The following is a 22863-nucleotide window of genomic DNA, read 5'->3' on the forward strand; positions in this document are numbered from 1 at the left end:
GGGTTACGAACAGTTAATTAAAATATAACTAAACCTATCCATTTATGTTTATAACAAACAGATTATATCATGATGTAGAGATAGGGTTATGGGAAAGCTGGTTAGTATTGGCGAGGCAGCCAAACATTTTGGAGTTGCTCAATCCACACTAAGACGTTGGGATGAGGACGGCACGTTAGTCGCCAAGCGAACCGAAAACGGGCATAGGCGATATGATTTAAGTGAAATCAGACCACATCCTTTAAATACACCACCTAAATTAGACCGAAAAACCATTGCTTATGCTCGTGTGTCGAGTCGTGATCAAAAAGACGATTTACTTCGCCAAGCTCAGGTTTTGGAACTTTATTGCGCCAATCAAGGTTGGGTTTTTGAAACGATTACCGATCTTGGTAGTGGCATGAATTATAAGAAAAAAGGCCTGAAAAGCCTGCTGGATGACATACTAGATAATAAAGTTGAACGCCTGGTAATCACCCATAAAGACAGGCTTTTGCGATTTGGCGCTGAACTGATTTTCATGTTGTGCGAGGCGCGTGATGTGGATGTGGTAATAATCAATAAGGGCGAGGAGCTGAGTTTTGAGCAAGAATTAGCCCAAGATGTATTAGAGATTATCACCGTATTTTCAGCGAGGCTATACGGCTCTCGCAGCAAGAAAAACCAACAGTTAATAGAGGCAGTTAAAAAATTATTATGATCCGTGGTCACTCAATCGAACTCAAACCAAACAACGTACAGGCAAATCACTTTGCTCGTGCTTGCGGCGTGGCTAGAAAAGCCTACAACTGGGCTTTGTATGAGTGGCAACGGCAGTATTCGCTTGACAAGGCGTACCGTGATGCGTGTTTGGCCGCAGGCGTTGAGGTTGATAGCAAAAAGCTAAACAAGCCTTCACAGGCGAAGCTCAGACGCGAATTGAACGCTATTAAGCGTGAATTATTTCCTTATATGCTGGAAGTCACCAAATGCGCTCCGCAAGCGGCAATCATGCAATTAGGTGATGCTTATAACAACTTCTTTAAAAACTTGGCAAAATATCCAACCGCTCGTAAAAAAGGCCGTGACGATAGATTCAGCTTATCCAACGACCAATTTGCCATCAAAGGTAAATCCATTCGTATCCCAAACTTGGGCTGGGTTCGCTTAAAAGAAGCTTTACGTTTTGACGGCAAGATCATGTCAGCCACCATCTCTAAACGTGGCGGTAAGTGGTTTGTCAGTGTGGCTGTTGAGATTGATAACAGGGTTAAAGAAATTGCTAGAACTGGCAAAAATGTGGGTGTTGACCTTGGTATTACTGACTTATTGGTTTTATCGGACGGTACTAAAATTAAAGCACCAAAACCGCTAAAGGCAAACCTTAAAAAACTAAGAACGCTGAATAAAAACCTAAGCCGTACCAAGAAGGGCAGTAAAAACAGAGAAAAAGCGAAAACCAAGCTCTCTCGTTTGCACTATAAGATCAGGTGTATTAGGCAAGATTCTCTCCATCAAATCACAACAAGTCTGATTAATGAGTTCGATGTGATTGCGATTGAGGATTTAAACGTCAAAGGTATGGTTAAGAACAGACGACTATCAAGAGCGATCAGTGACTTGGGTTTCTTTGAGTTTAAGCGACAGCTTATCTACAAAGCCAATGAGCAAGGCAAGGTTGTGAAATCAGTCGGGCGCTTCTACCCAAGCTCAAAAACTTGCTCAAACTGCAGTCATATCCTTGGTAAAGATGAACTGACGTTGAAAATGCGTGAGTGGATCTGTCCTAACTGTCAGGTTTCTCATAACCGTGACCTTAATGCCAGCATCAATATTTTGAATAACGCGACTGTCATCTTAACAGCCGCATAACCCTGTTTGTTGGACGGTGAGTTCCATCGCCAATTAAAAAAGACTGTGGAGTCGTGGTCAGTCTAAGTCTCAAATGAGAAATAGCGCGTGACAATGAAGCAGAAAGAAAACGTCAAACCTATCTAATAGTCAATATTGGCTAGGTTTGAGTAAGATTTTTGGAACGGAAGCGTATATCTATTATGGGTAATGACAGAGACGGTGAATGAAAATTGCCCAATAAGGGATAGTTTTTGCTACAATTAGCGCAATTTAGCCGATTTGCTCTGCTACTCAGGCTATTGGCGACTTGATGACAGTTCTGACGGTAATTTAACGATAATATTTAATGATAAAAAGGTGCTCTTATGTCTGATAAAAATCCCCGTTTTTCGCGTATCTTGCTTAAACTATCAGGCGAGGCCTTAGCGGGCGGAAAAGACATGGGTATCGATACTGAGGTACTCGACAAGATGAGTCTGTCAATTGCTCATTTGCGTGGCCTTGGGGTACAAGTCGGTATCGTCGTCGGCGGTGGCAATCTATACCGCGGCGCACAGCTACAAAAAGAGGGCTTAGTTGGCCGTGTGACTGGTGACCAAATGGGCATGCTAGCAACCGTCATGAATGGCCTCGCCATGCGTGATGCTCTTGAGCGCCGCAATATCAAAACGCGCTTGATGTCGGCTTTGCCTATTGGCGAAGTCACTGAGAGCTACAGTAGCCGTAATGCCATTCGTTATCTTAAAAACGGCGAGGTTTGTATCTTTGTAGCCGGTACCGGCAATCCTTTTTTCACCACGGATACTGCCGCTTGCTTGCGCGGTATTGAGATTGAGGCCGGTCTTATTTTAAAAGCGACTAAGGTTGATGGGGTTTACAATAAAGACCCAAGCCTGCATAGCGACGCGACTAAATACGATGGCCTTACTTTTGATGAGGTGCTTGAGCAAAAACTTGGCGTCATGGATCTGACCGCGATTGCCCTATGCCGTGAGCATAATGTACCGCTACAAGTGTTCGATATGACTAAGCCTAACGCTTTATTAAATGTCGTCATGGGCGAAAACGAAGGCACTCGTGTCTATCATTAATCGGCAGTCCACTATTTATAACCGTATACCTTCAAAATAAGTAACTATGACTATTGTCGTATAGATAAATTAAGGAAATATGATGATTAAAGAAATTAAACAAGACGGCGAAGAGCGCATGAAAAAGACGCTAGAGGCCCTCGATACTACCTTTAGTAAAGTGCGTACTGGTCGTGCTCATCCTGGCATGCTATCAGGGATTATGGTTAGCTACTATGGTGCTGATACACCATTGAATCAAGTCGCTAGCGTCAACGTCGAAGACTCGCGTACCTTACTCGTGCAGCCATTTGACCGTACTATGGTACAAGCAGTAGACAAGGCCATTCGCGAAGCTGATTTGGGGCTCAACCCAATGAGTGCCGATGTGATTCGTGTGCCTATGCCAGCGCTTACTGAAGAGACCCGCCGCGATATGCAAAAACTGGCTCGTAGCGAGGCAGAAAACAGCCGCGTTTCTATCCGTAACGTTCGCCGCGACATGATGAATGACATCAAAGATTTAGCCAAAGAAAAAGAGATCTCAGAGGATGATGAGCGCCGCGCCAATGATGATATTCAAAAAATCACTGACAAGTATATCGAAACCATAGATAGCCGCTTAAGCAAAAAAGAAAGCGATTTGATGGAAGTATAAATCGATTAGTATCTTTATGTTTTAAGTCTAAATTAGCATCGCTATTAAGCAGCATCTTTAAACTGGCATCTATCAAGCACTAATTGTTAGAGTGCCAGTTTTTTATTACTAACCTTTTTTTGGGCTATCTTTTATATAAACCGCTATAAAGACAGGTGTTATGACGGATGATATGGCTTTATCAGCGACGGCTCTAGTGATTTTAGGCTATAGAAAAAATAAGTAAGATCAATCGTCAAAACCATACTGTTAAGCAGCGCTTTATCATAGTGCTTAAACACTCCAATCAAACTGGCTCCAAAATGTCTAATCATAGCAATCATAGTAACGCAATCTCTATACTTCCTCGCCATATCGCCATTATTATGGATGGTAATAACCGCTATGGCCGGGCAAATGATTTAGGCCGAGGCGAGGGGCATGTCGCTGGTAAAGACGCTTTGGATCCTATTGTCGAGCATTGTCTTGAGGTTGGGGTAGAGGTGCTTAGCGTTTTTGCGTTTTCGAGTGAGAACTGGCAGCGTCCTGCAGCTGAAGTGGCTTTATTGATGCGTTTATTGACCTCGACCATTCATGAACAGCTGCCACGGATGAATAAATACCGTATACGCTTGCGCTTTATTGGCGATAGAAGCCAGCTTGATGACGATCTGCAGCAATTGATGCTGGATGCTGAACAGCAAACAGCGCATTTTGAGGTCATGACTTTAGTGATTGCCATCAGTTATGGTGGACAGTGGGACATCGCTCACGCCGCGCAGCAACTTGCTCAGCAAGTACAAGCAGGACAGCTTACTGCTGATGAGATTAGTGCGGAATTGCTGACTCAGCATGTACAGCTTGCCGATGCTCCAGCGGTTGATATGCTGATACGGACAGGCGGTGAATATAGACTCTCGAACTTCTTGCTATGGCAGTCCGCCTACGCTGAGCTGTTCTTTACGCCAACACTATGGCCAGATTTTGGTGCAAATGAGCTTGATGGTATGCTAAGGGAATTTAGTCAACGTCAACGCCGCTTTGGTAAAACTAGCGAGCAGGTGGCTATGCAAACGAATCTTTGAAGCTTGAGCTTAAAATAATGTGATAGCTCTACGTTATCTCGTCATAATTGGCACGCGATAAACCGTGTCTGTCGTCTCTCGGATACCCCTTACCCCCTAGAGTACTCTTTAATTAGTATAAGGCTTGATTGGTATGTGGCAACGGATTAGAACAGCAGTCGTCTTAATTATCATTGTAGGTGTTGCTCTATTTGCAAGCCAAACGCCTATATTCTTTGCGCCGCTACTGGCTATTGGTGTGACGATTGCAGCCCATGAATGGACGAAGCTTATGCCGAAATGGCGTCAGCCGACAGTTTTTGTGTTGATCGTTTTAGCGCTGACGCTCATCTCACTAGTATTTCCGATGACGTGGGTATTATGGTGGGTAGCTTCTTTAATCATATGGCTGATGGCCTTATCTTGGGTGAGCAAGTTTCCTACTCATACCAGCTGGTATGGTCGTAAGTTGTCGGTTATGGGGATGGTAATACTAGTCGCTGCTATTACGGCTATGTTCTTTTTATGGCAACAGTCGCCTTGGTGGCTGATGTATGTGTTCTTACTGGTTTGGTGTGCGGATAGTGGCGCTTATTTCGTTGGTCGAAAGTTTGGCAAACGTAAAATGGCACCGAACGTCTCTCCGAATAAAAGTATGGAAGGACTAGCAGGCGGAGTCGTTACCGGCTTGTTAGTGGTCATCGGTATTAGTGTCTTTATGCTGCAATTGACCGGTACAGCACTACTGGCTTTTGTAGCTTTATCTGTGGTAACTATTTTGATATCGGTGTTAGGCGATCTGTTTGAATCGATGCTCAAGCGCCGCGCCAAAGTTAAAGACTCAGGAACTATCCTACCAGGCCATGGCGGCATACTAGATCGTATCGATTCACTACTATCCGCGACGCCTATCTTTGCTTTAGGATTTCTAGGTTTACAGCAGCTTGGTTTGCTCGTTGTTTAGATGGTTTAATTCGCTATTTAGTTCTTACTTATTTTAATAATACTTTTAATAACATTATAGGCACCGCAGCTTATGACTCACAGACAACGCATCGCTGTACTTGGCGCGACTGGCTCTATCGGGGATAGCACTTTAGCGATCTTAGCGGCGCATAGTGACGACTTTGAAGTCTACGCCTTATCTGGTCACCAGCGCTTAGATAAACTGCTACAGCTGTGCAGACAGTTCAACCCTTCGCGTGTTTGTGTGCCTATAGATAAGATCGATGAGTTCGCCGCGAAACTTGTGCAGGCAGGACTTAACACTGAGGTTGTTGGCGGCGCTACAGGTCTTGATGATATCGCTGCAGACAGTCAAGTAGATACAGTGGTGGCGGCTATCGTTGGCGCAGCAGGATTGGCCTCGACGCTAGCGGCCGCACGGGCTGGCAAGCGTATTTTATTAGCCAATAAAGAAGCGCTAGTAATGGCTGGGCAGGTAATGATAAATGCCGTTAAAACACACAATGCCACCTTGCTACCGCTCGATTCTGAACATAATGCGATTTTTCAGTGTTTGCCACTGGCTATTCAACAAGACAATACCCAAATCCATCAGCCCAATCATGGTGTCCGTAAGCTATGGCTAACGGCCTCTGGTGGGCCTTTCTTGCAGCATTCATTTGAGCACATGCAGCAAGCGGGAGTCGCCGAGGCGGTGAAACATCCCAACTGGTCGATGGGGCAGAAGATATCTGTCGATTCAGCTACGATGATGAATAAGGGCTTGGAGCTGATTGAAGCCTGTCATATGTTTGATTTGCCAGAAAGTAAGATAAACGTGGTGATTCATCCACAAAGTATCATTCACTCAATGGTAGAATATAACGATGGTAGCTATTTGGCTCAGCTGGGTAGTCCGGATATGAAGACGCCCATTGCCCATGCCCTCAGTTATCCTAAGCGTATCGATAGTGGCTCACAGCCCTTGGATTTATTTGCACTAAACGCCTTGGAGTTTATCGCGCCAGACCTACAAAAATTTGCTTGTTTGCGTCTAGCACGGCAAGCGATGCAGGCAGGGACTCAGGCCACTATTGTGTTGAATGCGGCTAATGAGATTGCGGTTGCCGCATTTTTAGCGGAGCGGGTACGCTTGACCGATATAGCAGATATCAATGAACAAGCGCTTAGCCAAGTCGAGGTAGCGACCTTAGCTGCTGATGCTAGTATCGATGATATCTTAGCTATTGATGAGGCTGCTCGTCGCTATACGCAGACGCTTATTGGCCAGATGGTTTGAGGTCCCCTCAAACCTATACCTAAGTTGAGATCCGCCTATGAATTTTATATTAACGCTGCTTGCCGCTATATTTGTACTAGGCCCTCTGATCGCTTTGCACGAGTGGGGGCATTATATCGTTGCGCGTCTATGCGGCGTCAAGGTGTTGACCTATTCTATTGGCTTTGGTCCCAAGATTGCTGGTTGGACGAGTAAACGTAGCGGCATAGACTACCGGATTTCTGCTTTGCCGCTTGGTGGCTATGTCAAGATGCTTGACGAGCGCGAAGGTGAAGTGGCAAAAGAGGAGCAGCACTTAGCTTTTAATCGCCAGCATCCCTTAAAGAAAATAGCTATCGTCGCCGCTGGCCCTATCATGAACTTCATCATCGCCATTGCTTTGTTTTGGGTGTTATTTATGACGCCCTCAGAGCAGCTAGCGACTAACATCGGGCAGGTATTACCAGACACGCCAGCCGCTATGGCGCAGCTACCAGCGGGTGAGAAGATTGTCGCTATTGACGGCCATGAAGTGCAGACTTGGGAGAACATTAACTATCGCTTAGCAAGTCGCATGGGTGAGACCGATAAAGTAAGCGTCACACTACAATCACAAGCTGCGGGGGCAAGCGCTCAGCGAACCACTTATCAAGCACCAGTGACCAATTTTATGCAAGGAGAGGCGCAAGGCAAAGATGCGCTGACCAGCTTTGGCACGCTACCGTGGCAGCCGACTATTGAACCTGTTATTGGCGACTTAACTCCTGATGGCGCTGCTAGTTTGCAAGGGTTACAAGTGGGCGATGAGATCACTGCTATCGACGACACACCTATTAACGACTGGATTAGTGCTACGCGTATCATACGTGATAGCCCAGAGATACTGCTCAACTTCACTGTGCTACGTGACGGCGCTCCGCTGCAGCTACAAATCATGCCGCAAGGCAAAAAAGACAATTTAGGCAATCGCTACGGACAGATTGGCGCGATGGTCGCTAAGACCGATATAGTCATCCCTGACGCCTACAAAAACACCGTTGTTTATGGGCCCGGTGAGTCATTAGTAAAGTCGTTTGAAAAAACGGAACAATTAGCGGTAATGACAGTCAGCTCGATGGGGAAAATGCTCTCAGGTATGATAGGGCTAGATAATTTATCCGGCCCCATCACTATTGCCAAAGTCGCTAAGCAAAGCTTCGATATTAGCTGGGAGATGGTACTATCTACCGCCGCTTTGATCAGCCTTAGCCTGGCAGTATTGAACTTATTACCCATTCCGATATTGGATGGCGGTCATATCGTTTATTACGTTATTGAGCTCATACGAGGCAAACCGCTACCAGAAGGCGTGCAAATCGCTGGCTTAAATATCGGTCTACTCTTGCTAGCAGGTTTCATGGTGTTAGCGATTGGTAATGATATTAGCCGGCTGTTTTAAGCGAACACGGCGCGACATATCGAGCTAAATGCGCTACACTAACGCCTGCGCAGGATTGTACCTAACATTATACAAATAGTAATAAACAATACTCATAATAGCTAAGCTTTATTTAACGTAACTTTTAGTTTATTTTATGATGCGTTTTATATAAAGTGTTCTAATTCTATCTTATCGGGGCGCAGGCAAGGTCTCAATGAGATAGACAAAATATGCTTTTTACCTTAACTTAAGCAAGTTTTTTATTGACGGATAGTATTTATGCGTACGCCTTTACTTATGAGCGCGGCTGGGTTGCCGTTAGTGGTAGCAATGATGAGTGTTTCTGCACAAGCGGCAGATTTTGTGGCAACTGACATTGGTTTCACTGGATTACAACGCCTGACTCCTGATAGTCTTTATCCAGTGTTGCCTATCAACGTCGGTGATACCGTTACCGATGCCAGCTTAGCGGCTAGTATTAAAGCTTTATATGCTACTGACAACTTCGCTAACATTCAAAGCCGTGTTGAGGGCAATCAGCTGACCTTTGATGTTATTGAGCGCCCGGTCATTGCTGAAGTCAATTTTGAGGGTAACCAGCTCATTCCCAAAGAAGGGTTAGAGCAAGGCCTAGAAAATGCTGGCTTATCAGTTGGCGACGTCCTCAAGCAAGCGACGCTACAAGGTGTTGCTAATGAGTTACAGCAGCAGTATATCTCTCAAGGCTATTATAACAGTAGTATCGAAGTGGATCAGACTTTGCTTGATGGTAATCGGGTCAAGCTTGATGTACGCTTTGTTGAAGGCAAAGCTGCTAAAGTGGTCGATATCAATGTTATTGGTAATAAGCACTTTAGTGATGAACAGATTAAGGATGTGTTCGCGGTAAAAGAAACCTCGTGGACGAACATCATCTCTAAGTCAGATCGTTATGCTAAAGAAAAGTTAGCCGCGAGTTTAGAGAATCTACAAGCGCTGTACCAAAACGATGGTTATGTGCGCTTCAACGTAGACAATGCCATACTTAATATTAGTGAAGATAAGAAAAGCGTTTTTATTGAAATCAGCTTAACCGAAGGTGATCAATACCAGTTCGGTGATATCAGCTTCTTAGGTGAGCCCAAATTCGATATCAATGAGCTAGGTGAGCTTGTGACTTTTAGTGCTGATGAACAGTACTCGCAAGCGAAGCTCGATGCGACCACTGCTGCACTCAAAAATCGCTATGGCAACGAAGGCTATTATCTAGCGCAAATTCGCCCTGTACCGCGTATCAATGACGACACTAAAATCGTCGATGTTGACTATTACATCGATCCGGTAAGACCTATTTATGTGCGCCGTATTAATTTTAATGGCAATATAAAAACCCAAGACGAAGTACTACGCCGAGAGATGCGTCAGTTAGAAGGCTCGCTGGCCTCTAACGAAAAAATTCAGCTATCGCGTACCCGTCTACTACGTACCGGTTTTTTTAAGACCGTCAACGTTGATGTTAAGTCAGTGCCTAATCAGCCAGATCAGGTCGACGTGAACTATACCGTTGAAGAGCAACCCTCAGGCAGCTCAACTATTGCTGCTGGTTATTCGCAAAGTGGCGGGGTAACTTTCCAGTTAGACCTCACTCAAAACAACTTTATGGGCACCGGTAACCGCGTCAATGCCGCACTTTCACGCTCAGAGACGCGCGACTCTTATAGCTTAGGATATACCGATCCTTACTTCACTGAAAATGGCGTCTCACAAGGGGTTAGTGCTTATTACCGTGAGACCAAATATGATGATAGAAACGTCAGTAACTATGTCACCGACTCTTATGGGGCAACGCTTAATTATAGCTATCCTGTTGACGAGACTAAACGTGTAAGCGCTGGTATCAACATCGATAATACCTCAGTACGCGGCGGGCGTTTCCTTGGCGTGTCTAACGTTGATCAAATCCTCGAAAATGGTGGCTCGTTTGAGAACTTCGTCAATGAAGAAAACGAACTTTCTGGGCGTACAGGTTTCAAAAATGACTATACCAACTATAATTTACTCCTTGGTTGGGACTATAGCACGCTCGATCGCCCAGTATTTCCAACGAAGGGCATGAGCCATAGCGTCGATGCGACTATTGGCTTTGGCGATGCCGATTATCAAAAAGCCATTTATCGCGGTAACGTCTACTATCCGATTTATAAAGATGTGATTGCACGCGGTTATACTAAGCTTGGTTATGGTAATGACTTGCCTTTTTATGAAAACTTTTATGCTGGTGGTTATGGCTCTGTACGTGGCTATGAGTCCTCAAGTTTAGGCCCTAGATCGAAAGCTTACATCGATGCGATTAACGGTGTGAACCGTGTTAGAGACGAAGAGGTCGGTGGTAACGCCTTAGCAAGCTTTGGTACTGAGCTTATCTTGCCTATGCCATTCAAAGGCGACTGGGCGGATCAAGTACGTCCGGTATTATTCGCGGAAGGTGGACAAGTCTTTGATACTACCGATAGAGAAGATCGCAACTTCGTCAATCCAAATACTGGTTCAGATAATTTGCCTGATCTCAGCGATCCTAATAACCCAGACAAAACTAAAAAAGTGCCATTATTAACGCAAGACAATGATCTGCGTTTTAGCGCCGGTGCTGGCGTGACTTGGTACACGCCTATCGGGCCTATTTCGATCAGTTATGCGGTACCTATTGGCGACAAAGAAGGCGACGAGACCGAAAAAGTCCAGTTCCAAATTGGTAGTACCTTTTAATTGACCTTGCTTTTAATGCGCTGCCATAACGGCTTTATTTAGAGCTGACTATCACGTCAGCTCTTAAGCGATAGAGCATTACGAATGACTGAGCTAAACTGTTAGCCTATCTTAGCTTAGTGCCTAATTTCACTATATTGTTTTACTATACTATTAGCAGTGTTACTGACTATGACTACCATTGAGCATCTCATTACACAAATTGAGCAGCGCCAACCTGTACTGAACAAGTCGGCGCTAAGCCCTGAGCAGCTTGATTTTGAAATCAGCGGCGTCGGCAGTTTGGCTACCGCTACTAGCACCCAGCTCAGCTTTTTGGCGGATCCAAAATACCTCTCTTATCTTGCAGCTAGTGAGACTGGAGCCGTGTTAGTCAGTGAGCCGCATGCTAAGATTGCCCGCGCACCGACGATAGCTTTGGTCGTTGCCAATCCGTATTTGGCTTATGCGAGTAGTACTCAGTTATTTGAGTCAAAGCCTGAGACTGGCGTCATACACCCTACAGCAAGCATTGCTGATAGTGCTATCATCGGTGAAGGTGTCAGCATAGGGCCGTTTTGTGTGATTGGCGCGCGCGCGCAGATAGGCGCAGGCAGTTGTCTTGATGCTCATGTAGTTATTGGGGCTGATACGAGTATTGGTGAGCGTTGTCACTTTAAGTCACAAGTGGTGATCGGACATGACTGTATCATCGGCAACCAAGTGAGAATTCACGCCGGCGCTAGTATAGGTAGCGAAGGTTTTGGCTTCGCCCCAACCAAAAATCCGAGTGATAGTGGCTGGGAGCGTATTGCTCAGCTAGGGCGTGTGATCATTGGGGATCAGGTGCGAATAGGGAGCAATACCTGTATCGATCGCGGCGCTATTGATGATACGGTTATAGGCAATCATGTGATTATCGATAATTTAGTCCAAATAGCGCACAACGTTCATATCGGCGCTGGTTCTGCTATTGCCGCTCATACCGGTATCGCTGGTAGCACTCGTCTTGGTAAGCGCTGTATCGTTGGCGGTGCTGTCGGTATCACCGGTCACATTGAGATTGCTGATGATGTGACTTTATCTGGCATGACTATGGTGACAAAGTCGATTAAAACCTCAGGCTCGTATTCATCTGGTACAGCAGCGATGCCAACAGCCAAATGGCGACGGGCGGCGGTACGTTTTCGCCAGATGGGTAATGATTAAGCGGATATTTTTAACACAACAGTCTAAGCAAAACTGATTATTTCAAAAGTGGTTTTTTAAAAGTAACTATTTTAGAAGTGAACGTTTTTAATTTGTATTTTAATTGCGAGTACCGCAAGGAAGCCCATTATGAGTGCCATTGATTTCGATAAATTAACGGATGAAGATATCGATAAGTTAGCAACAAACGATCTGACTTTACCGCTGACTTATCACGATTTGAAGCATTATTTGCCGCACCGTTATCCCTTTATGTTAGTAGATCGGATTACTGCTTGTAAACCTGGCGAGTGGATCACGGGTATAAAAAATGTCACCATTAACGAAGAGTTTTTTAATGGCCATTTCCCTGATGAGCCTATTATGCCAGGGGTGTTAATGGTAGAGTCTATGGCGCAAGTTTCTGGGGTTTTAGGGTTTATTAGTGCCGGCCTAACCTCTGAAGATGGCTATCTATACTTGTTTGCAGGAGTAGATAAGGTGCGCTTCAAACGTCAAGTGATCCCAGGAGATCAGCTTATTATTCGCTCTAAGATTACTATGCAAAAGCAAGGCATTTATAAGTTTGATTGTACGGTTCACGTTGAGCAGCAGCTAGCCGTTAGTGCGCAGATTATGATTGCTCGTCAAGAGAAATAACCCTGATAAACCAGCGCTAGCTATTTTTATTATTCCATTGAATTAGATGATACTAAGGCCTGTACTATGAGCCAGATTCACCCTACAGCACTCATCTCACCTTCTGCGACTATTGATGAAACGGCGGTTATAGGACCGTATTGTATCGTTGGTGATGAGGTGTCTATCGGCGCTCACACGATCTTGCATCGTCATGTGGTAGTGGCTAAGTTGACGCGTATAGGGCAGCATAATCAGTTTTATCAGTTTGCTAGTATAGGCGAAGATCCCCAAGATCTAAAGTATGCCGGTGAGCGTACTTGGCTTGAGATTGGCGATCATAATACTATTCGAGAGGCTTGTAGTTTGCACCGCGGTACCGCGCAAGACGCTACTATCACCAAAATTGGTAGTCATAATCTACTGATGGTCAACACTCATATTGCCCATGACTGCACTATTGGTAACCACAATGTCTTAGCTAATAATGTTGGCATCGCCGGACACGTGACCATCGGCGATCATACTATCATCGGTGGTAATTCTGGTATTCATCAGTTCTGCCGCGTTGATGATTACAGCTTAGTAGGCGGAGCGAGCCTTATTTTAAAAGACGTCGCGGCTTTTACGATGGTATCAGGTAATCCCGCGGGTGCCCATGGTCTAAATATAGAAGGCATGCGCCGAAAAGACTGGTCGAAACAGACTATCGACGTCTTACGTCAAGCTTACCGTGTCGTTTTTAGGTCTGGTCTGACCACTGTGCAAGCGCTTGAGGCTTTACAAAATGAGCTGCTACCCAAAGAGCCAAAAATCCAGCTACTCATTGACTCTTTAGAGCACAGCAAACGCGGTGTCGTGCGCTAAGTGGTTAGTAGACAATTGATTAGGCTTAGCCACAATTTATGATAAAAAGGATTGTTGATAGTCCAAACTCTTGTTAGTTATAGGTAAAATGATAAAAAGCCATAACCAATTGTTATGGCTTTTTATATTTATGGGCACTTGACTTTTTTGGTTGCTTAGCAGAAACTGAGCGTTTACGGTATTGTAAACAATTTTTTCTTAATGTTACTGGACGCTTCATATCGGGGCGTTTAATAATTCGCTTAAGCATTATGATGGGCGGCTTATGATAATCAAGGAAGGTTATCAGTAGTATTAATTGAAGCAAGAGGACGGAAAAGATGGCTATGAATAAACAACAACACGCACAATGGAGCTCAAGCTTTGGCTTCGTGCTAGCAGCGGTAGGGTCGGCAGTTGGGTTGGGAAATATATGGAAATTTCCATATATGGTCGGTGAAAGTGGGGGTTCCGCTTTTGTTATCGCTTATTTATTCTGTATCGCGTTAGTAGGTTTTCCGATTCTAGTCGCTGAGTGGTTGATCGGTCGCCGCGGACAAAAAAACCCAGTCAATACCTTTGCTGATGTGGCCGCCAGCCAAGGCAAGTCACGCAGCTGGGGTATCGTAGGTGCGTCAGGTATTTTGGGCGGTTTCTTAATTTTATCGTTTTATAGTGTCATCGGTGGCTGGGCGCTAAACTATATCACCAAAATCGCCTCAGGTGAGTTTGTTGGCCAAGATGGCGACGCAGTTGGTGCGACATTTGATGCTATGCTGGCCTCAGCCGGTACATTGACCATTTGGCACACTGTGTTTATGGTGCTGACGGCTATCATCGTCGGTATAGGGGTGACAAGTGGTATCGAAAAAACCGCCAAGGTGTTAATGCCATTATTGGGTCTTATCTTGTTTGTCATCGTCGGTTATAACGTCATGAATGGAGGATTTGGTGAAGCGGTTGCTTACCTATTTGCTCCAGACCTTAGCAAGCTGACTGCAGACGTGATGCTTGCTGCGCTTGGTCATGCGTTCTTTACTCTATCTATCGGTATGGGCATTATGATTGCGTATGGCTCTTATTTGGGCCGTGAAGTTAACTTACTCAAGACCGCCCGTACAGTGGTTATCTTGGATACCGTGATTGCCTTGGCCGCTGGTCTGGCGATCTTCCCGATTATCTTTAGCAATGGCTTAGATCCTGCCTCAGGCCCTGGTCTTATCTTTGTCAGCTTGCCAATTGCCTTTGGTAGCATGGGCGCAGGTACGATCATCGGTACTTTGTTTTTCTTGTTGATTACCTTTGCCGCTATCACTTCATCGATTTCGCTACTTGAGCCGACGGTGGAGTTTTTAGAAGAGCGTACTTCGATGAGCCGTACAGTATCGACCATCGTGGCGAGTATTGTGATTTGGCTACTTGGTATCGCAGCCTTGTTGTCGTTTAACCTATGGGCTGATTTTACGATCATGGGCAACGGTATCTTTGATGCTTTAGATAAGCTCACCAGTAAGTTTATCCTACCACTTACGGGTCTGGCGGCGATTATCTTCCTTGGCTGGCAGATGGATCAGCGCAGTGTTCAGCAAGAGCTTGGTCTGTCTAATGGTACGTGGACGCTATGGCAGATTATCTCCAAGTTTGTAGCGCCAATCGCAGTGGTTATCGTGTTTGTGACCACATTAATGGGTTAAAACGTTTGGCCATTAGCCTTTTTGAATGGCGCATACATCAGTCAAGCAGCAAAAAGGGCTTAAGAATTTTCTTAAGCCCTTTTTTGGTCTGAATGATAGATAAGGATGCAGAGAGATAGATAGGCGTTTAAAGAGTTAGCGTAAGTTTAGCTCAGGCACCGTTTGACCACGCTTGGCATAAAACTCACTGACAAAGGCATCAAAGGTATCTTGCTCGATGGCGTCTCTGATGCCTTGCATTAAGCGCTGATAATAACGCAGGTTGTGAATGGTAGCCAGCTGCGCGCCTAGCATCTCTTTACATTTATTGAGATGGTATAAATAGGCACGGCTAAAGTTTTGGCAAGTATAGCAATCACACTCAGGGTCTAGTGGGCCTTCATCGTTACGATATTGGCTATTGCGGATACGTACTACGCCTGCATTGTCTGTATCGCCTGTGACGAAGTAATGACCATTACGGGCGTTACGAGTGGGCATGACACAGTCAAACATATCGACCCCGCGGCGTACCGCCTCAACGATATCCTCAGGCTTGCCAACGCCCATCAGATAGCGCGGCTTGTCTGCTGGCATCGCATCTGGGATATAGTCTAGTACATCCATCATTTCATCTTTTGGCTCGCCGACCGATAGGCCGCCGATGGCATAACCATCAAAACCAATCTCAAGCAGGCCCTCGAGCGATTGCTGGCGTAGATCTGGGTACATACTGCCTTGAATAATACCAAACAGCGCATTGGTGCTGCCCAGTCTGTTATGCTCATCGACGCAGCGCTGGCCCCAACGTAGCGACAGCTCTAAAGACTTTTTGGCCTCATCGTGAGTGGCAGGATAGGGGGTGCACTCATCAAACTGCATGACGATGTCTGAGTTTAAGCTGTACTGAATCTGCATCGACTTTTCTGGTGACAAAAACACCTTGGCACCGTCGATAGGCGACTTAAAATTGACGCCTTCTTCGGTGATTTTACGCATTTCGCCAAGGCTGAAGACCTGAAAGCCACCAGAGTCGGTCAAGATAGGCTTGTCCCAGTGCATGAATTTATGCAGGCCACCGAACTGATCGATGATATCAGTACCCGGACGTAACCAAAGATGAAAGGTATTGCCAAGGATAATGTCGGCGCCAATGGCCTCGATATCACGAGGCAGCATACCTTTGACGGTGCCGTAAGTGCCAACAGGCATAAAAGCAGGCGTTTGTACATCGCCATGATTGAGATGAACGGTACCGCGGCGGGCGCGTGTCTCGCCGCTAGCAGTTTTATGTAAAGTAAATTGCATATTATAATCGCTATCTGAGCTATGAAAATGGCGCTAATTATATCATTATTAGCGGTTTTTTGTATGACCGTTATCCTCGTCAAGCGAGAAATCTACAGCCTTTATTTTAATAGCTCTCTACCCAAATGACACAGACAATAGTATTTGACACTTATAAAGTAAGGACTATCAAATAATGATGGAGACAGGCGATGACAGTTAGTCGTTATCTATTAATAGGCAGTCTATTAAGTTTATCAGGAGTGGCTATGGCGACCGAAGAGCCAAAATATAGCGTATTAAATAAAAGCGAAGATTTTGAGCTACGTCGTTATGACGCTCAAATCGTCGCTGAAACTTATGTTGATGGCGATCAAAAACAGGCGAGTAACAAGGGTTTTAAGATACTAGCCGATTATATCTTTGGTAATAATACTGCGCCCAGTGGTCAGAGCAACAAAATCAGTATGACGGCTCCGGTGAAAATGCAAGCCGCAGCCAAGCAATCACAAAAAATTGCCATGACTGCACCAGTTACTCTGCAACAACCGCAGCAGCAAGCAGACGGTAAGTGGCGAGTACGCTTTGTGATGCCAAGTCAATACACTATGCAGACCCTGCCTAAGCCCAATAATCCTGCAGTTAAGATTAGCCAAGTACCTGTACAAACTTATGGGGTTATTAAGTTTTCGGGGTTAACAGGCACTGATAAGGTAGCAACTAAGACTACTGAGTTAAAAGAGTGGATGCAAAAGCAGAATTTACAGCTGGTAGGGGAGCCTGAGCTGGCTCGTTACAACCCGCCATGGACGCTGCCTTTTATGCGTCGTAACGAGGTGATGATTCGTTATGAATAACAGCCAGTTATAGTCAAATACACGGGTCAATAAAAAAAGACAGCATTTGCTGTCTTTTTTATTCTACAAATAAACGTAATTGAAATACTCGTTTTTAACTTAGCTGTTTTGCTCACGAATGATGTTCAGCATCCGGCGTAAAGGCTCTGCAGCGCCCCATAGCAGCTGGTCACCGACAGTAAATGCACCTAAATATTCAGGCCCCATATTGAGCTTACGCAGGCGACCTAGAGCTACGGTTAAAGTACCAGTCACTGCTACTGGCGTTAGACGCTCGACTGTGGCTTCTTTTGTATCTTCGACCACATCTAGCCATTTATTATCGCTATTTTTTAGCGCCTCTTCAATCTCGCTTAGTGGGATGTTTTTTTTGAGCTTAATAGTCAAGCCCTGAGCATGACAGCGCATAGCACCGATACGTACACACATCCCATCGATAGGGATATTGCTCTGTACATCGTTGCCAAGGATTTTATTGGTTTCAACGCCGCCTTTCCATTCTTCTCTTGATTGCTTATTTTCCATTTGTGCATCGATATAAGGAATCAAACTACCAGCTAGTGGTACACCGAAATACTGCTGAGGAAAATCTTCTGAGCGCTGAGTCTCGGCGATCTTTTTATCGATATCTAGAATGGCACTAGCAGGATCAGACAGCTCAGCTTTGACCGCATTTTGCAATATACCCATACCACTGATAAGTTCACGCATATTATTAGCGCCAGAACCGCTTGCCGCCTGATAAGTCATCGCGCTGACCCATTCGACCCAGCCTCTATTGAACAGCTCACCAATGGCCATTAGCATCAGCGATACCGTACAATTACCACCGATAAAGTCTTTTTTGCCATTCGCCAAAGCGTTGTCAATGACGTTACGATTAACCGGATCTAAGATAATGATGCTATCTTCATCCATACGCAGGGTGCTAGCAGCGTCGATCCAATAACCTTCCCAGCCGCTATCACGCAGGGGCTGGTGCACTTTTTGAGTATAGTCGCCGCCTTGGCAGGTAATAATCACATCGCAATCGGCTAAGGACTTAATATCATGAGCATCTTTGAGTTTGCTTGGGCTAATGCCATCGAAGCTTGGCGCATCGCCGCCGGTGTTACTGGTTGAGAAAAACACTGGGGTGATACCCGTAAAGTCTTTTTCTTCGCGCATACGCTCTATTAGCACTGAGCCGACCATACCGCGCCAGCCTACTAAACCTACTGTTAAATTACTCATGAAATGCCTTCCTCTTGTACGATGGTTTGTGACATAGTTTGTGACAAGGACAACCAGTAACAATGCCGTGAATAGAACAAAAAAGCAAGATTTTTTCTATAAATTTCTTCTACTTCAACTTCTCTACTTTTAATAAGATTTAAACAGTAACGTTTTATAATGTTTATCCGCTTAATGAAATGCTAAAGTAAGCTTAAAAATTTAGGCTTAAAGCATAAGCATCATAACCTCACATAATCATAAGCATTGTCTCTAAGCTGGACTTTGCTATTGGTTCAGCTCTCACTTTAATAAACGGTTACCTATATTATGGATATCTCTTTACTATTTTATGGCGCGCAATGGCTGGCAGGGCTCATCACCTTCGTCACCATTTGGGGCTGGGTGCCCCTCGATAACTGGTGGGTCAGAGTAGTCGAGTTTCCGCGCATTCAGATTATGGTATTAGGAGTCGTTGCTTGGGCGGCGATGGTTCTATTTTACTCTGAGTGGCAAGTAGGCCAGTGGCTATTATTTTTAGCTCTGAGTCTTACTTTAGCTTATCAGCTTAGAATGGTGCTTCCTTATACGCAGTTATGGAAAAAAGAGGTTCAAAAGGCTAAAGATGATGAAGCGCTGGCTGAGCATCAGATCAAAATCATGGTTTCCAACGTGTTGACGCCCAATGAGCAAAAGCAAGATTTGGTCAACTTAGTAAAGGATAAAAACCCTGATATTTTGATCGCCTTAGAGACAGATAAAAAGTGGGAGCGAGCGCTTGAGCAGATAGAGCCTGACTATCCTTACACGGTCAAAGTACCATTAGACAACTTATATGGCATGCACTTGTACTCAAAGCTTGAGCTCATAGATCCTGAGATTAAGTATCTGATTATCGATGATATTCCTTCGATTCACAGCCAATTGAGGCTACCAAGTGGCCGAGTTGTTTGGTTGTATTGCTTGCATCCTATGCCGCCAAGCCCTACTGAAGCGGATAAATCGACCACGCGCGATGCGGAGCTGCTGATGGTTGGCAAGCATATCAAAGAGCATGAGCAAACCGCTATATTAGCAGGAGATCTCAATGATGTGGCATGGTCAAAAACCACACGCCGTTTTCAGCGTATCTCAGGCTTACTCGATCCACGTATTGGTCGTCACTTTATCAATACCTTTCACGTGAAGTATCCTTTTTTACGTTGGGCGCTAGATCATATTTTTCATAGTGCTTGCTTTACGCTAGTGGATATCAGCCGGATGCCATCCATTGGCTCCGACCATTTTCCAGTGATGACTACCTTACAATATGAACCGCAAGAAGCCAGTAAACAGGAGCAAAACGCACCTACTACCGATGCCGAAGACATCCAAGAAACCAATCATAAAATCGAAGAAGGTAAGGAAGAGGGGCGAAAAGTCTCGCAACAACACGCTAAAGAAAACAATAAAACGCTAGAAGATCAGGCGGTAAAACCGGTATAAGCATTTTTAGATTATATAAATGGATGACTTGAATCCTCTGTAAGCATAAGCGTACAGAAAATAGGGCTTTTGGCGTCTAGCTAGCGCTGTTAGACCAGCCTATAATAGGCCCATCAACACAAGGAGAGTCAAGGATGCAGTGTTGAGGCTTATAGACTTGAGTCAGCTCAAGTGTTATGAGTCGGTGTGAAATGGCTTAGAGTGGACTTAAAGTAAGTCATCAAGGATATAATAATAAAAAAATGAAATATCAATAACCCGAACCTATTGCCCAAGGTTCGGGTTTTTTCTTGTTCATAATTTATATTAAGAAAAATTGCTACTAGCAAACATTGAATACTTAGCAGTTCTGATAAGTATGACTTCTTAGTATAATGAGCCTTAAAACTGTTTAAAGTCACATGAAGTCGTCTAAACTAGATATCCCGTAACATCTAACAGTTTTTTAGACATGAGCTAAGGTATCATAAGCACTCAGCCAGTCATCATTTTTATCTTCAGTTACCGCAAACCAAGCATCATCGCATTCTTCAGTAAAACAATCAAAACTGACATATATGCTTTTCTCATCAATGGTGGCATACCAGTGCTCATCGTTATGACCCGTAGATAGTTCAAAATATTTGTCATTCACAAATTCGCCTACGGTATATATTTCGTCTTTCTTATAAAAATAGTTTCCACTTGTACAGATTAACTTGTCACCCTTACTTATCATATTTTCTCCTATTATTGTCTATTACTGCGCTATTAATGGTAATAATAAATTTATTATTGCTAATCATTGTTCATATGATTATTACCATTAGAGCTATAGGTATAAAGCCGATGAATTTCTTAGATTTGCTGCAGCTACCTTATCAATAGCAATAATGATTTCAAAGCATATTTGCGTATCAATAAATAAGGTTTTGTATTTAAGTGTTTGTTTTTATTGTAGTTTATTTTTATAGATAAATGTAGGCTAATAGGGGCTGTTATTCCAATATGAGCCTGAAATTGTAATATTTTTGAGTAATATAAAAACAATTGTCTGATAATAAGTGTTAATAAAGTAAAAGTAAACAAACATTTCGTTAATAAAGACGATTGAGCAATTAACGTAAGAGAACTCGCAGCGCAACAATATAAAGCGATAAGATTTTGTTTAAGCACAAAAAAAGGATATATGCTTTAGCATATATCCTTGAACACTGAGCTGATTGAAGCGAATAAATTTAAGTCAATGAGCTAAGTTTATAAATGACTATAAACGAGCTAAGCGCTATCATTCAATCACTTGAATGTAAGCGCCCGCCCGTAGCTCTTGTAACCAGTCTTCTGTCGCTTGAGGCGCTAAGCGTTGAAATAAGGCTTGACGAGCCATATCACGGCGATATTCATTACTAACATCTTGTTGACGCTTATCATCGACTTTCAGTATGTGCCAGCCAAACTGGCTTTTGAAGGGCGCGGAATAGTCACCGACGGTCGTGTTCTTCATGACCGCTTCGAACTCTCCAACCATTTCACCTTCGCCAACCCAGTTCAAATCGCCGCCACGTCCAGCAGACCCTGGATCATCAGAGTAAGTCGAAGCTAAGCTAGCAAAATCTGCGCCTTGACGGAGCTGCTCATAGAGGTCGTTTATTTTTTGCTGAGCTAGGCTGTCGGTCTGTAATTCATCAGTTTTGACCAAGATATGTCGAACATCCCATTGTGGTACGATCATTTTGTCACTAACGGTTTTATTGGCTAATTTGACGATATCGATTCCTTCTGGAGTGACCAAAGGCGCGCTCACTTCCCCAACTTCAAGCTTGGTAATCTGACTTGATAGCTCAGTCGGTAGCGCAGCAGCTCTATGAAAGCCCATATCGCCACCTTGTAGTGGAATAGGGTAGCTGCCTTGCACGGCAGTTATCGCTGCCGCAACGTCGACATTAGGTTCTAATAAACGTGTACGCAGGGTTTTTGCTATGGCAAGCGCTTGCTCGCGCTGAGCGGCTGAGAGACGGCTATAGTCATCAATGTAAGGCACACGTACGTGAATGGTCTGGTATTCATTTTGGTTGAGACGCTTCGCTTCAGGGGAAGCCAAAAAGGCATCGATATCTTGTTCACTGATACGGACTCGGCTACTGACTTGGCGTTGTTGTAAGGCTTGAATAGCTGCATCTTCAAACAACTTCGCTCGCAAGGCAGCATAGCTACCTGGTTGGTTGGCATCTAGTTTTTGTTGTAGGCCGGCTAAGCTATTGACGCCTTCTCCTTGAGCAATCTGCGCTAAACGCTGATTGATGGCCGCGTCATCAGGTTGTAGACCAAGTCTATTGGCAAGAGAGAGCTGTAACTCGCGTTGAATCAAGCCATTCAGGACTTCGGACTGCAGTTGTGGTGAGTTGGCGATAGGCTGGCCTGCAGCTTGCGCTCTGGCTTGGGTTTGAACGACAGCATTAATCAGTTCGCTTTTTAGAATAGCATTATCATTGACTAGGGCAATAATGCCATCGGTACTGGTTGCAGGCGTTATGCGGCTGGTATTTTGGCTCTCAACACCGGCTGCTTGATTATTAGTAGGTTCAACAGTAGCCGCTTGAGCATTAAACGCAAGTATAAGACCCAGACTGGTGCCCATACTCATTAGTATGGCTCGGTTAGTCTGGCGTAAAGAAAAAAGTCTCATGATAATCCTTATTGATGTCATCATATCGGTTATGGGTTG

Annotated in this window: 19 protein-coding genes; 15 read left to right on the forward strand and 4 right to left on the reverse strand. The window is 44.5% G+C overall.

The window, feature by feature from the left end:
• Nucleotides 1–88: 88 nt before the first annotated feature.
• The 13 genes from ACS8FD_RS03115 (at nucleotide 89) to ACS8FD_RS03175 (ending at nucleotide 15339) form a co-directional block, all read left to right on the forward strand.
• Entirely contained in the window at nucleotides 89–700 is a 612-nt protein-coding gene (locus tag ACS8FD_RS03115) for an IS607 family transposase (RefSeq protein WP_439274418.1), read from the forward strand.
• The gene (locus ACS8FD_RS03120) at nucleotides 697–1851 is read left to right on the forward strand and encodes an RNA-guided endonuclease InsQ/TnpB family protein (RefSeq protein ID WP_439274419.1); all 1155 of its coding nucleotides are present in this window, start codon (nucleotides 697–699) and stop codon (nucleotides 1849–1851) included. The genes ACS8FD_RS03115 and ACS8FD_RS03120 overlap by 4 nt, the downstream gene beginning before the upstream one ends.
• 347 nt (nucleotides 1852–2198) lie before the next feature.
• A complete protein-coding gene (gene pyrH, locus ACS8FD_RS03125; protein ID WP_439243121.1) occupies nucleotides 2199–2924 on the forward strand; it encodes a UMP kinase in 726 nt (241 codons plus the stop codon).
• 82 nt (nucleotides 2925–3006) lie between these two features.
• Nucleotides 3007–3561: a ribosome recycling factor gene (gene frr, locus ACS8FD_RS03130; protein WP_439274496.1), complete on the forward strand. Its 555-nt coding sequence runs from the start codon at nucleotides 3007–3009 to the stop codon at nucleotides 3559–3561.
• Nucleotides 3562–3863: 302 nt separating this feature from the next.
• Nucleotides 3864–4625, forward strand: coding sequence for a polyprenyl diphosphate synthase (uppS, locus tag ACS8FD_RS03135; RefSeq protein WP_439274420.1), 762 nt, complete (start codon nucleotides 3864–3866; stop codon nucleotides 4623–4625).
• Nucleotides 4626–4758: 133 nt separating this feature from the next.
• Nucleotides 4759–5568, forward strand: coding sequence for a phosphatidate cytidylyltransferase (locus tag ACS8FD_RS03140; protein WP_439274421.1), 810 nt, complete (start codon nucleotides 4759–4761; stop codon nucleotides 5566–5568).
• Nucleotides 5569–5640: 72 nt separating this feature from the next.
• Nucleotides 5641–6849, forward strand: coding sequence for a 1-deoxy-D-xylulose-5-phosphate reductoisomerase (ispC, locus tag ACS8FD_RS03145; RefSeq protein WP_439274422.1), 1209 nt, complete (start codon nucleotides 5641–5643; stop codon nucleotides 6847–6849).
• A 37-nt stretch (nucleotides 6850–6886) separates the two neighbouring features.
• Complete coding sequence (gene rseP / locus ACS8FD_RS03150; protein WP_439274423.1) at nucleotides 6887–8266, forward strand: RIP metalloprotease RseP; 1380 nt, start codon at nucleotides 6887–6889, stop codon at nucleotides 8264–8266.
• 261 nt (nucleotides 8267–8527) lie between these two features.
• A complete protein-coding gene (bamA, locus tag ACS8FD_RS03155; RefSeq protein WP_439274424.1) occupies nucleotides 8528–10993 on the forward strand; it encodes an outer membrane protein assembly factor BamA in 2466 nt (821 codons plus the stop codon).
• A 171-nt stretch (nucleotides 10994–11164) separates the two neighbouring features.
• Nucleotides 11165–12181 carry a UDP-3-O-(3-hydroxymyristoyl)glucosamine N-acyltransferase gene (gene lpxD, locus ACS8FD_RS03160; RefSeq protein WP_439274425.1) on the forward strand — a complete coding sequence of 339 codons (1017 nt, stop codon included), beginning with the start codon at nucleotides 11165–11167 and terminating at the stop codon, nucleotides 12179–12181.
• 129 nt (nucleotides 12182–12310) lie between these two features.
• Nucleotides 12311–12820 carry a 3-hydroxyacyl-ACP dehydratase FabZ gene (gene fabZ, locus ACS8FD_RS03165; protein WP_439274426.1) on the forward strand — a complete coding sequence of 170 codons (510 nt, stop codon included), beginning with the start codon at nucleotides 12311–12313 and terminating at the stop codon, nucleotides 12818–12820.
• Nucleotides 12821–12886: 66 nt separating this feature from the next.
• Nucleotides 12887–13666 carry an acyl-ACP--UDP-N-acetylglucosamine O-acyltransferase gene (gene lpxA, locus ACS8FD_RS03170; protein ID WP_439274427.1) on the forward strand — a complete coding sequence of 260 codons (780 nt, stop codon included), beginning with the start codon at nucleotides 12887–12889 and terminating at the stop codon, nucleotides 13664–13666.
• Between the two features lie 320 nt (nucleotides 13667–13986).
• On the forward strand, nucleotides 13987–15339 hold the full coding sequence (locus ACS8FD_RS03175) for a sodium-dependent transporter (RefSeq protein WP_439274428.1): 1353 nt from the start codon (nucleotides 13987–13989) through the stop codon (nucleotides 15337–15339).
• Between the two features lie 135 nt (nucleotides 15340–15474).
• On the opposite strand, the gene tgt is transcribed toward ACS8FD_RS03175, so the two are convergent.
• On the reverse strand, nucleotides 15475–16626 hold the full coding sequence (gene tgt, locus ACS8FD_RS03180) for a tRNA guanosine(34) transglycosylase Tgt (protein WP_439274429.1): 1152 nt from the start codon (nucleotides 16624–16626) through the stop codon (nucleotides 15475–15477).
• Between the two features lie 191 nt (nucleotides 16627–16817).
• Between tgt and ACS8FD_RS03185 the strand changes: the two genes are divergently transcribed.
• Nucleotides 16818–17462: an SOUL family heme-binding protein gene (locus ACS8FD_RS03185; RefSeq protein ID WP_439274430.1), complete on the forward strand. Its 645-nt coding sequence runs from the start codon at nucleotides 16818–16820 to the stop codon at nucleotides 17460–17462.
• A gap of 99 nt (nucleotides 17463–17561) precedes the next feature.
• On the opposite strand, the gene asd is transcribed toward ACS8FD_RS03185, so the two are convergent.
• The gene (asd, locus tag ACS8FD_RS03190; protein WP_439274431.1) at nucleotides 17562–18695 is read right to left on the reverse strand and encodes an aspartate-semialdehyde dehydrogenase; all 1134 of its coding nucleotides are present in this window, start codon (nucleotides 18693–18695) and stop codon (nucleotides 17562–17564) included.
• Between the two features lie 309 nt (nucleotides 18696–19004).
• Here asd and ACS8FD_RS03195 point away from each other — a divergent pair, with 309 nt between their 5' ends.
• A complete protein-coding gene (locus tag ACS8FD_RS03195) occupies nucleotides 19005–20159 on the forward strand; it encodes an endonuclease/exonuclease/phosphatase family protein (RefSeq protein ID WP_439274432.1) in 1155 nt (384 codons plus the stop codon).
• A gap of 445 nt (nucleotides 20160–20604) precedes the next feature.
• Here the strand turns inward: ACS8FD_RS03195 and ACS8FD_RS03200 are convergent, their stop codons facing one another.
• A complete protein-coding gene (locus ACS8FD_RS03200; RefSeq protein ID WP_439274433.1) occupies nucleotides 20605–20793 on the reverse strand; it encodes a hypothetical protein in 189 nt (62 codons plus the stop codon).
• Nucleotides 20794–21426: 633 nt separating this feature from the next.
• Complete coding sequence (locus ACS8FD_RS03205; RefSeq protein WP_439274434.1) at nucleotides 21427–22824, reverse strand: peptidylprolyl isomerase; 1398 nt, start codon at nucleotides 22822–22824, stop codon at nucleotides 21427–21429.
• Nucleotides 22825–22863: the final 39 nt, after the last annotated feature.

The organism is Psychrobacter sp. 1U2, from assembly GCF_051847575.1.

Excerpts from the sequence above, each read along its gene's own strand:
- ACS8FD_RS03115 (WP_439274418.1), top strand. The coding sequence starts at position 89 with ATGGGAAAGCTGGTTAGTATTGGCGAGGCAGCCAAACATTTTGGAGTT.
- ACS8FD_RS03120 (WP_439274419.1), top strand. The coding sequence starts at position 697 with ATGATCCGTGGTCACTCAATCGAACTCAAACCAAACAACGTACAGGCA.
- pyrH (WP_439243121.1), top strand. The coding sequence starts at position 2,199 with ATGTCTGATAAAAATCCCCGTTTTTCGCGTATCTTGCTTAAACTATCA.
- frr (WP_439274496.1), top strand. The coding sequence starts at position 3,007 with ATGATTAAAGAAATTAAACAAGACGGCGAAGAGCGCATGAAAAAGACG.
- uppS (WP_439274420.1), top strand. The coding sequence starts at position 3,864 with ATGTCTAATCATAGCAATCATAGTAACGCAATCTCTATACTTCCTCGC.
- ACS8FD_RS03140 (WP_439274421.1), top strand. The coding sequence starts at position 4,759 with ATGTGGCAACGGATTAGAACAGCAGTCGTCTTAATTATCATTGTAGGT.
- ispC (WP_439274422.1), top strand. The coding sequence starts at position 5,641 with ATGACTCACAGACAACGCATCGCTGTACTTGGCGCGACTGGCTCTATC.
- rseP (WP_439274423.1), top strand. The coding sequence starts at position 6,887 with ATGAATTTTATATTAACGCTGCTTGCCGCTATATTTGTACTAGGCCCT.
- bamA (WP_439274424.1), top strand. The coding sequence starts at position 8,528 with ATGCGTACGCCTTTACTTATGAGCGCGGCTGGGTTGCCGTTAGTGGTA.
- lpxD (WP_439274425.1), top strand. The coding sequence starts at position 11,165 with ATGACTACCATTGAGCATCTCATTACACAAATTGAGCAGCGCCAACCT.
- fabZ (WP_439274426.1), top strand. The coding sequence starts at position 12,311 with ATGAGTGCCATTGATTTCGATAAATTAACGGATGAAGATATCGATAAG.
- lpxA (WP_439274427.1), top strand. The coding sequence starts at position 12,887 with ATGAGCCAGATTCACCCTACAGCACTCATCTCACCTTCTGCGACTATT.
- ACS8FD_RS03175 (WP_439274428.1), top strand. The coding sequence starts at position 13,987 with ATGGCTATGAATAAACAACAACACGCACAATGGAGCTCAAGCTTTGGC.
- tgt (WP_439274429.1), bottom strand. The coding sequence starts at position 16,626 with ATGCAATTTACTTTACATAAAACTGCTAGCGGCGAGACACGCGCCCGC.
- ACS8FD_RS03185 (WP_439274430.1), top strand. The coding sequence starts at position 16,818 with ATGACAGTTAGTCGTTATCTATTAATAGGCAGTCTATTAAGTTTATCA.
- asd (WP_439274431.1), bottom strand. The coding sequence starts at position 18,695 with ATGAGTAATTTAACAGTAGGTTTAGTAGGCTGGCGCGGTATGGTCGGC.
- ACS8FD_RS03195 (WP_439274432.1), top strand. The coding sequence starts at position 19,005 with ATGGATATCTCTTTACTATTTTATGGCGCGCAATGGCTGGCAGGGCTC.
- ACS8FD_RS03205 (WP_439274434.1), bottom strand. The coding sequence starts at position 22,824 with ATGAGACTTTTTTCTTTACGCCAGACTAACCGAGCCATACTAATGAGT.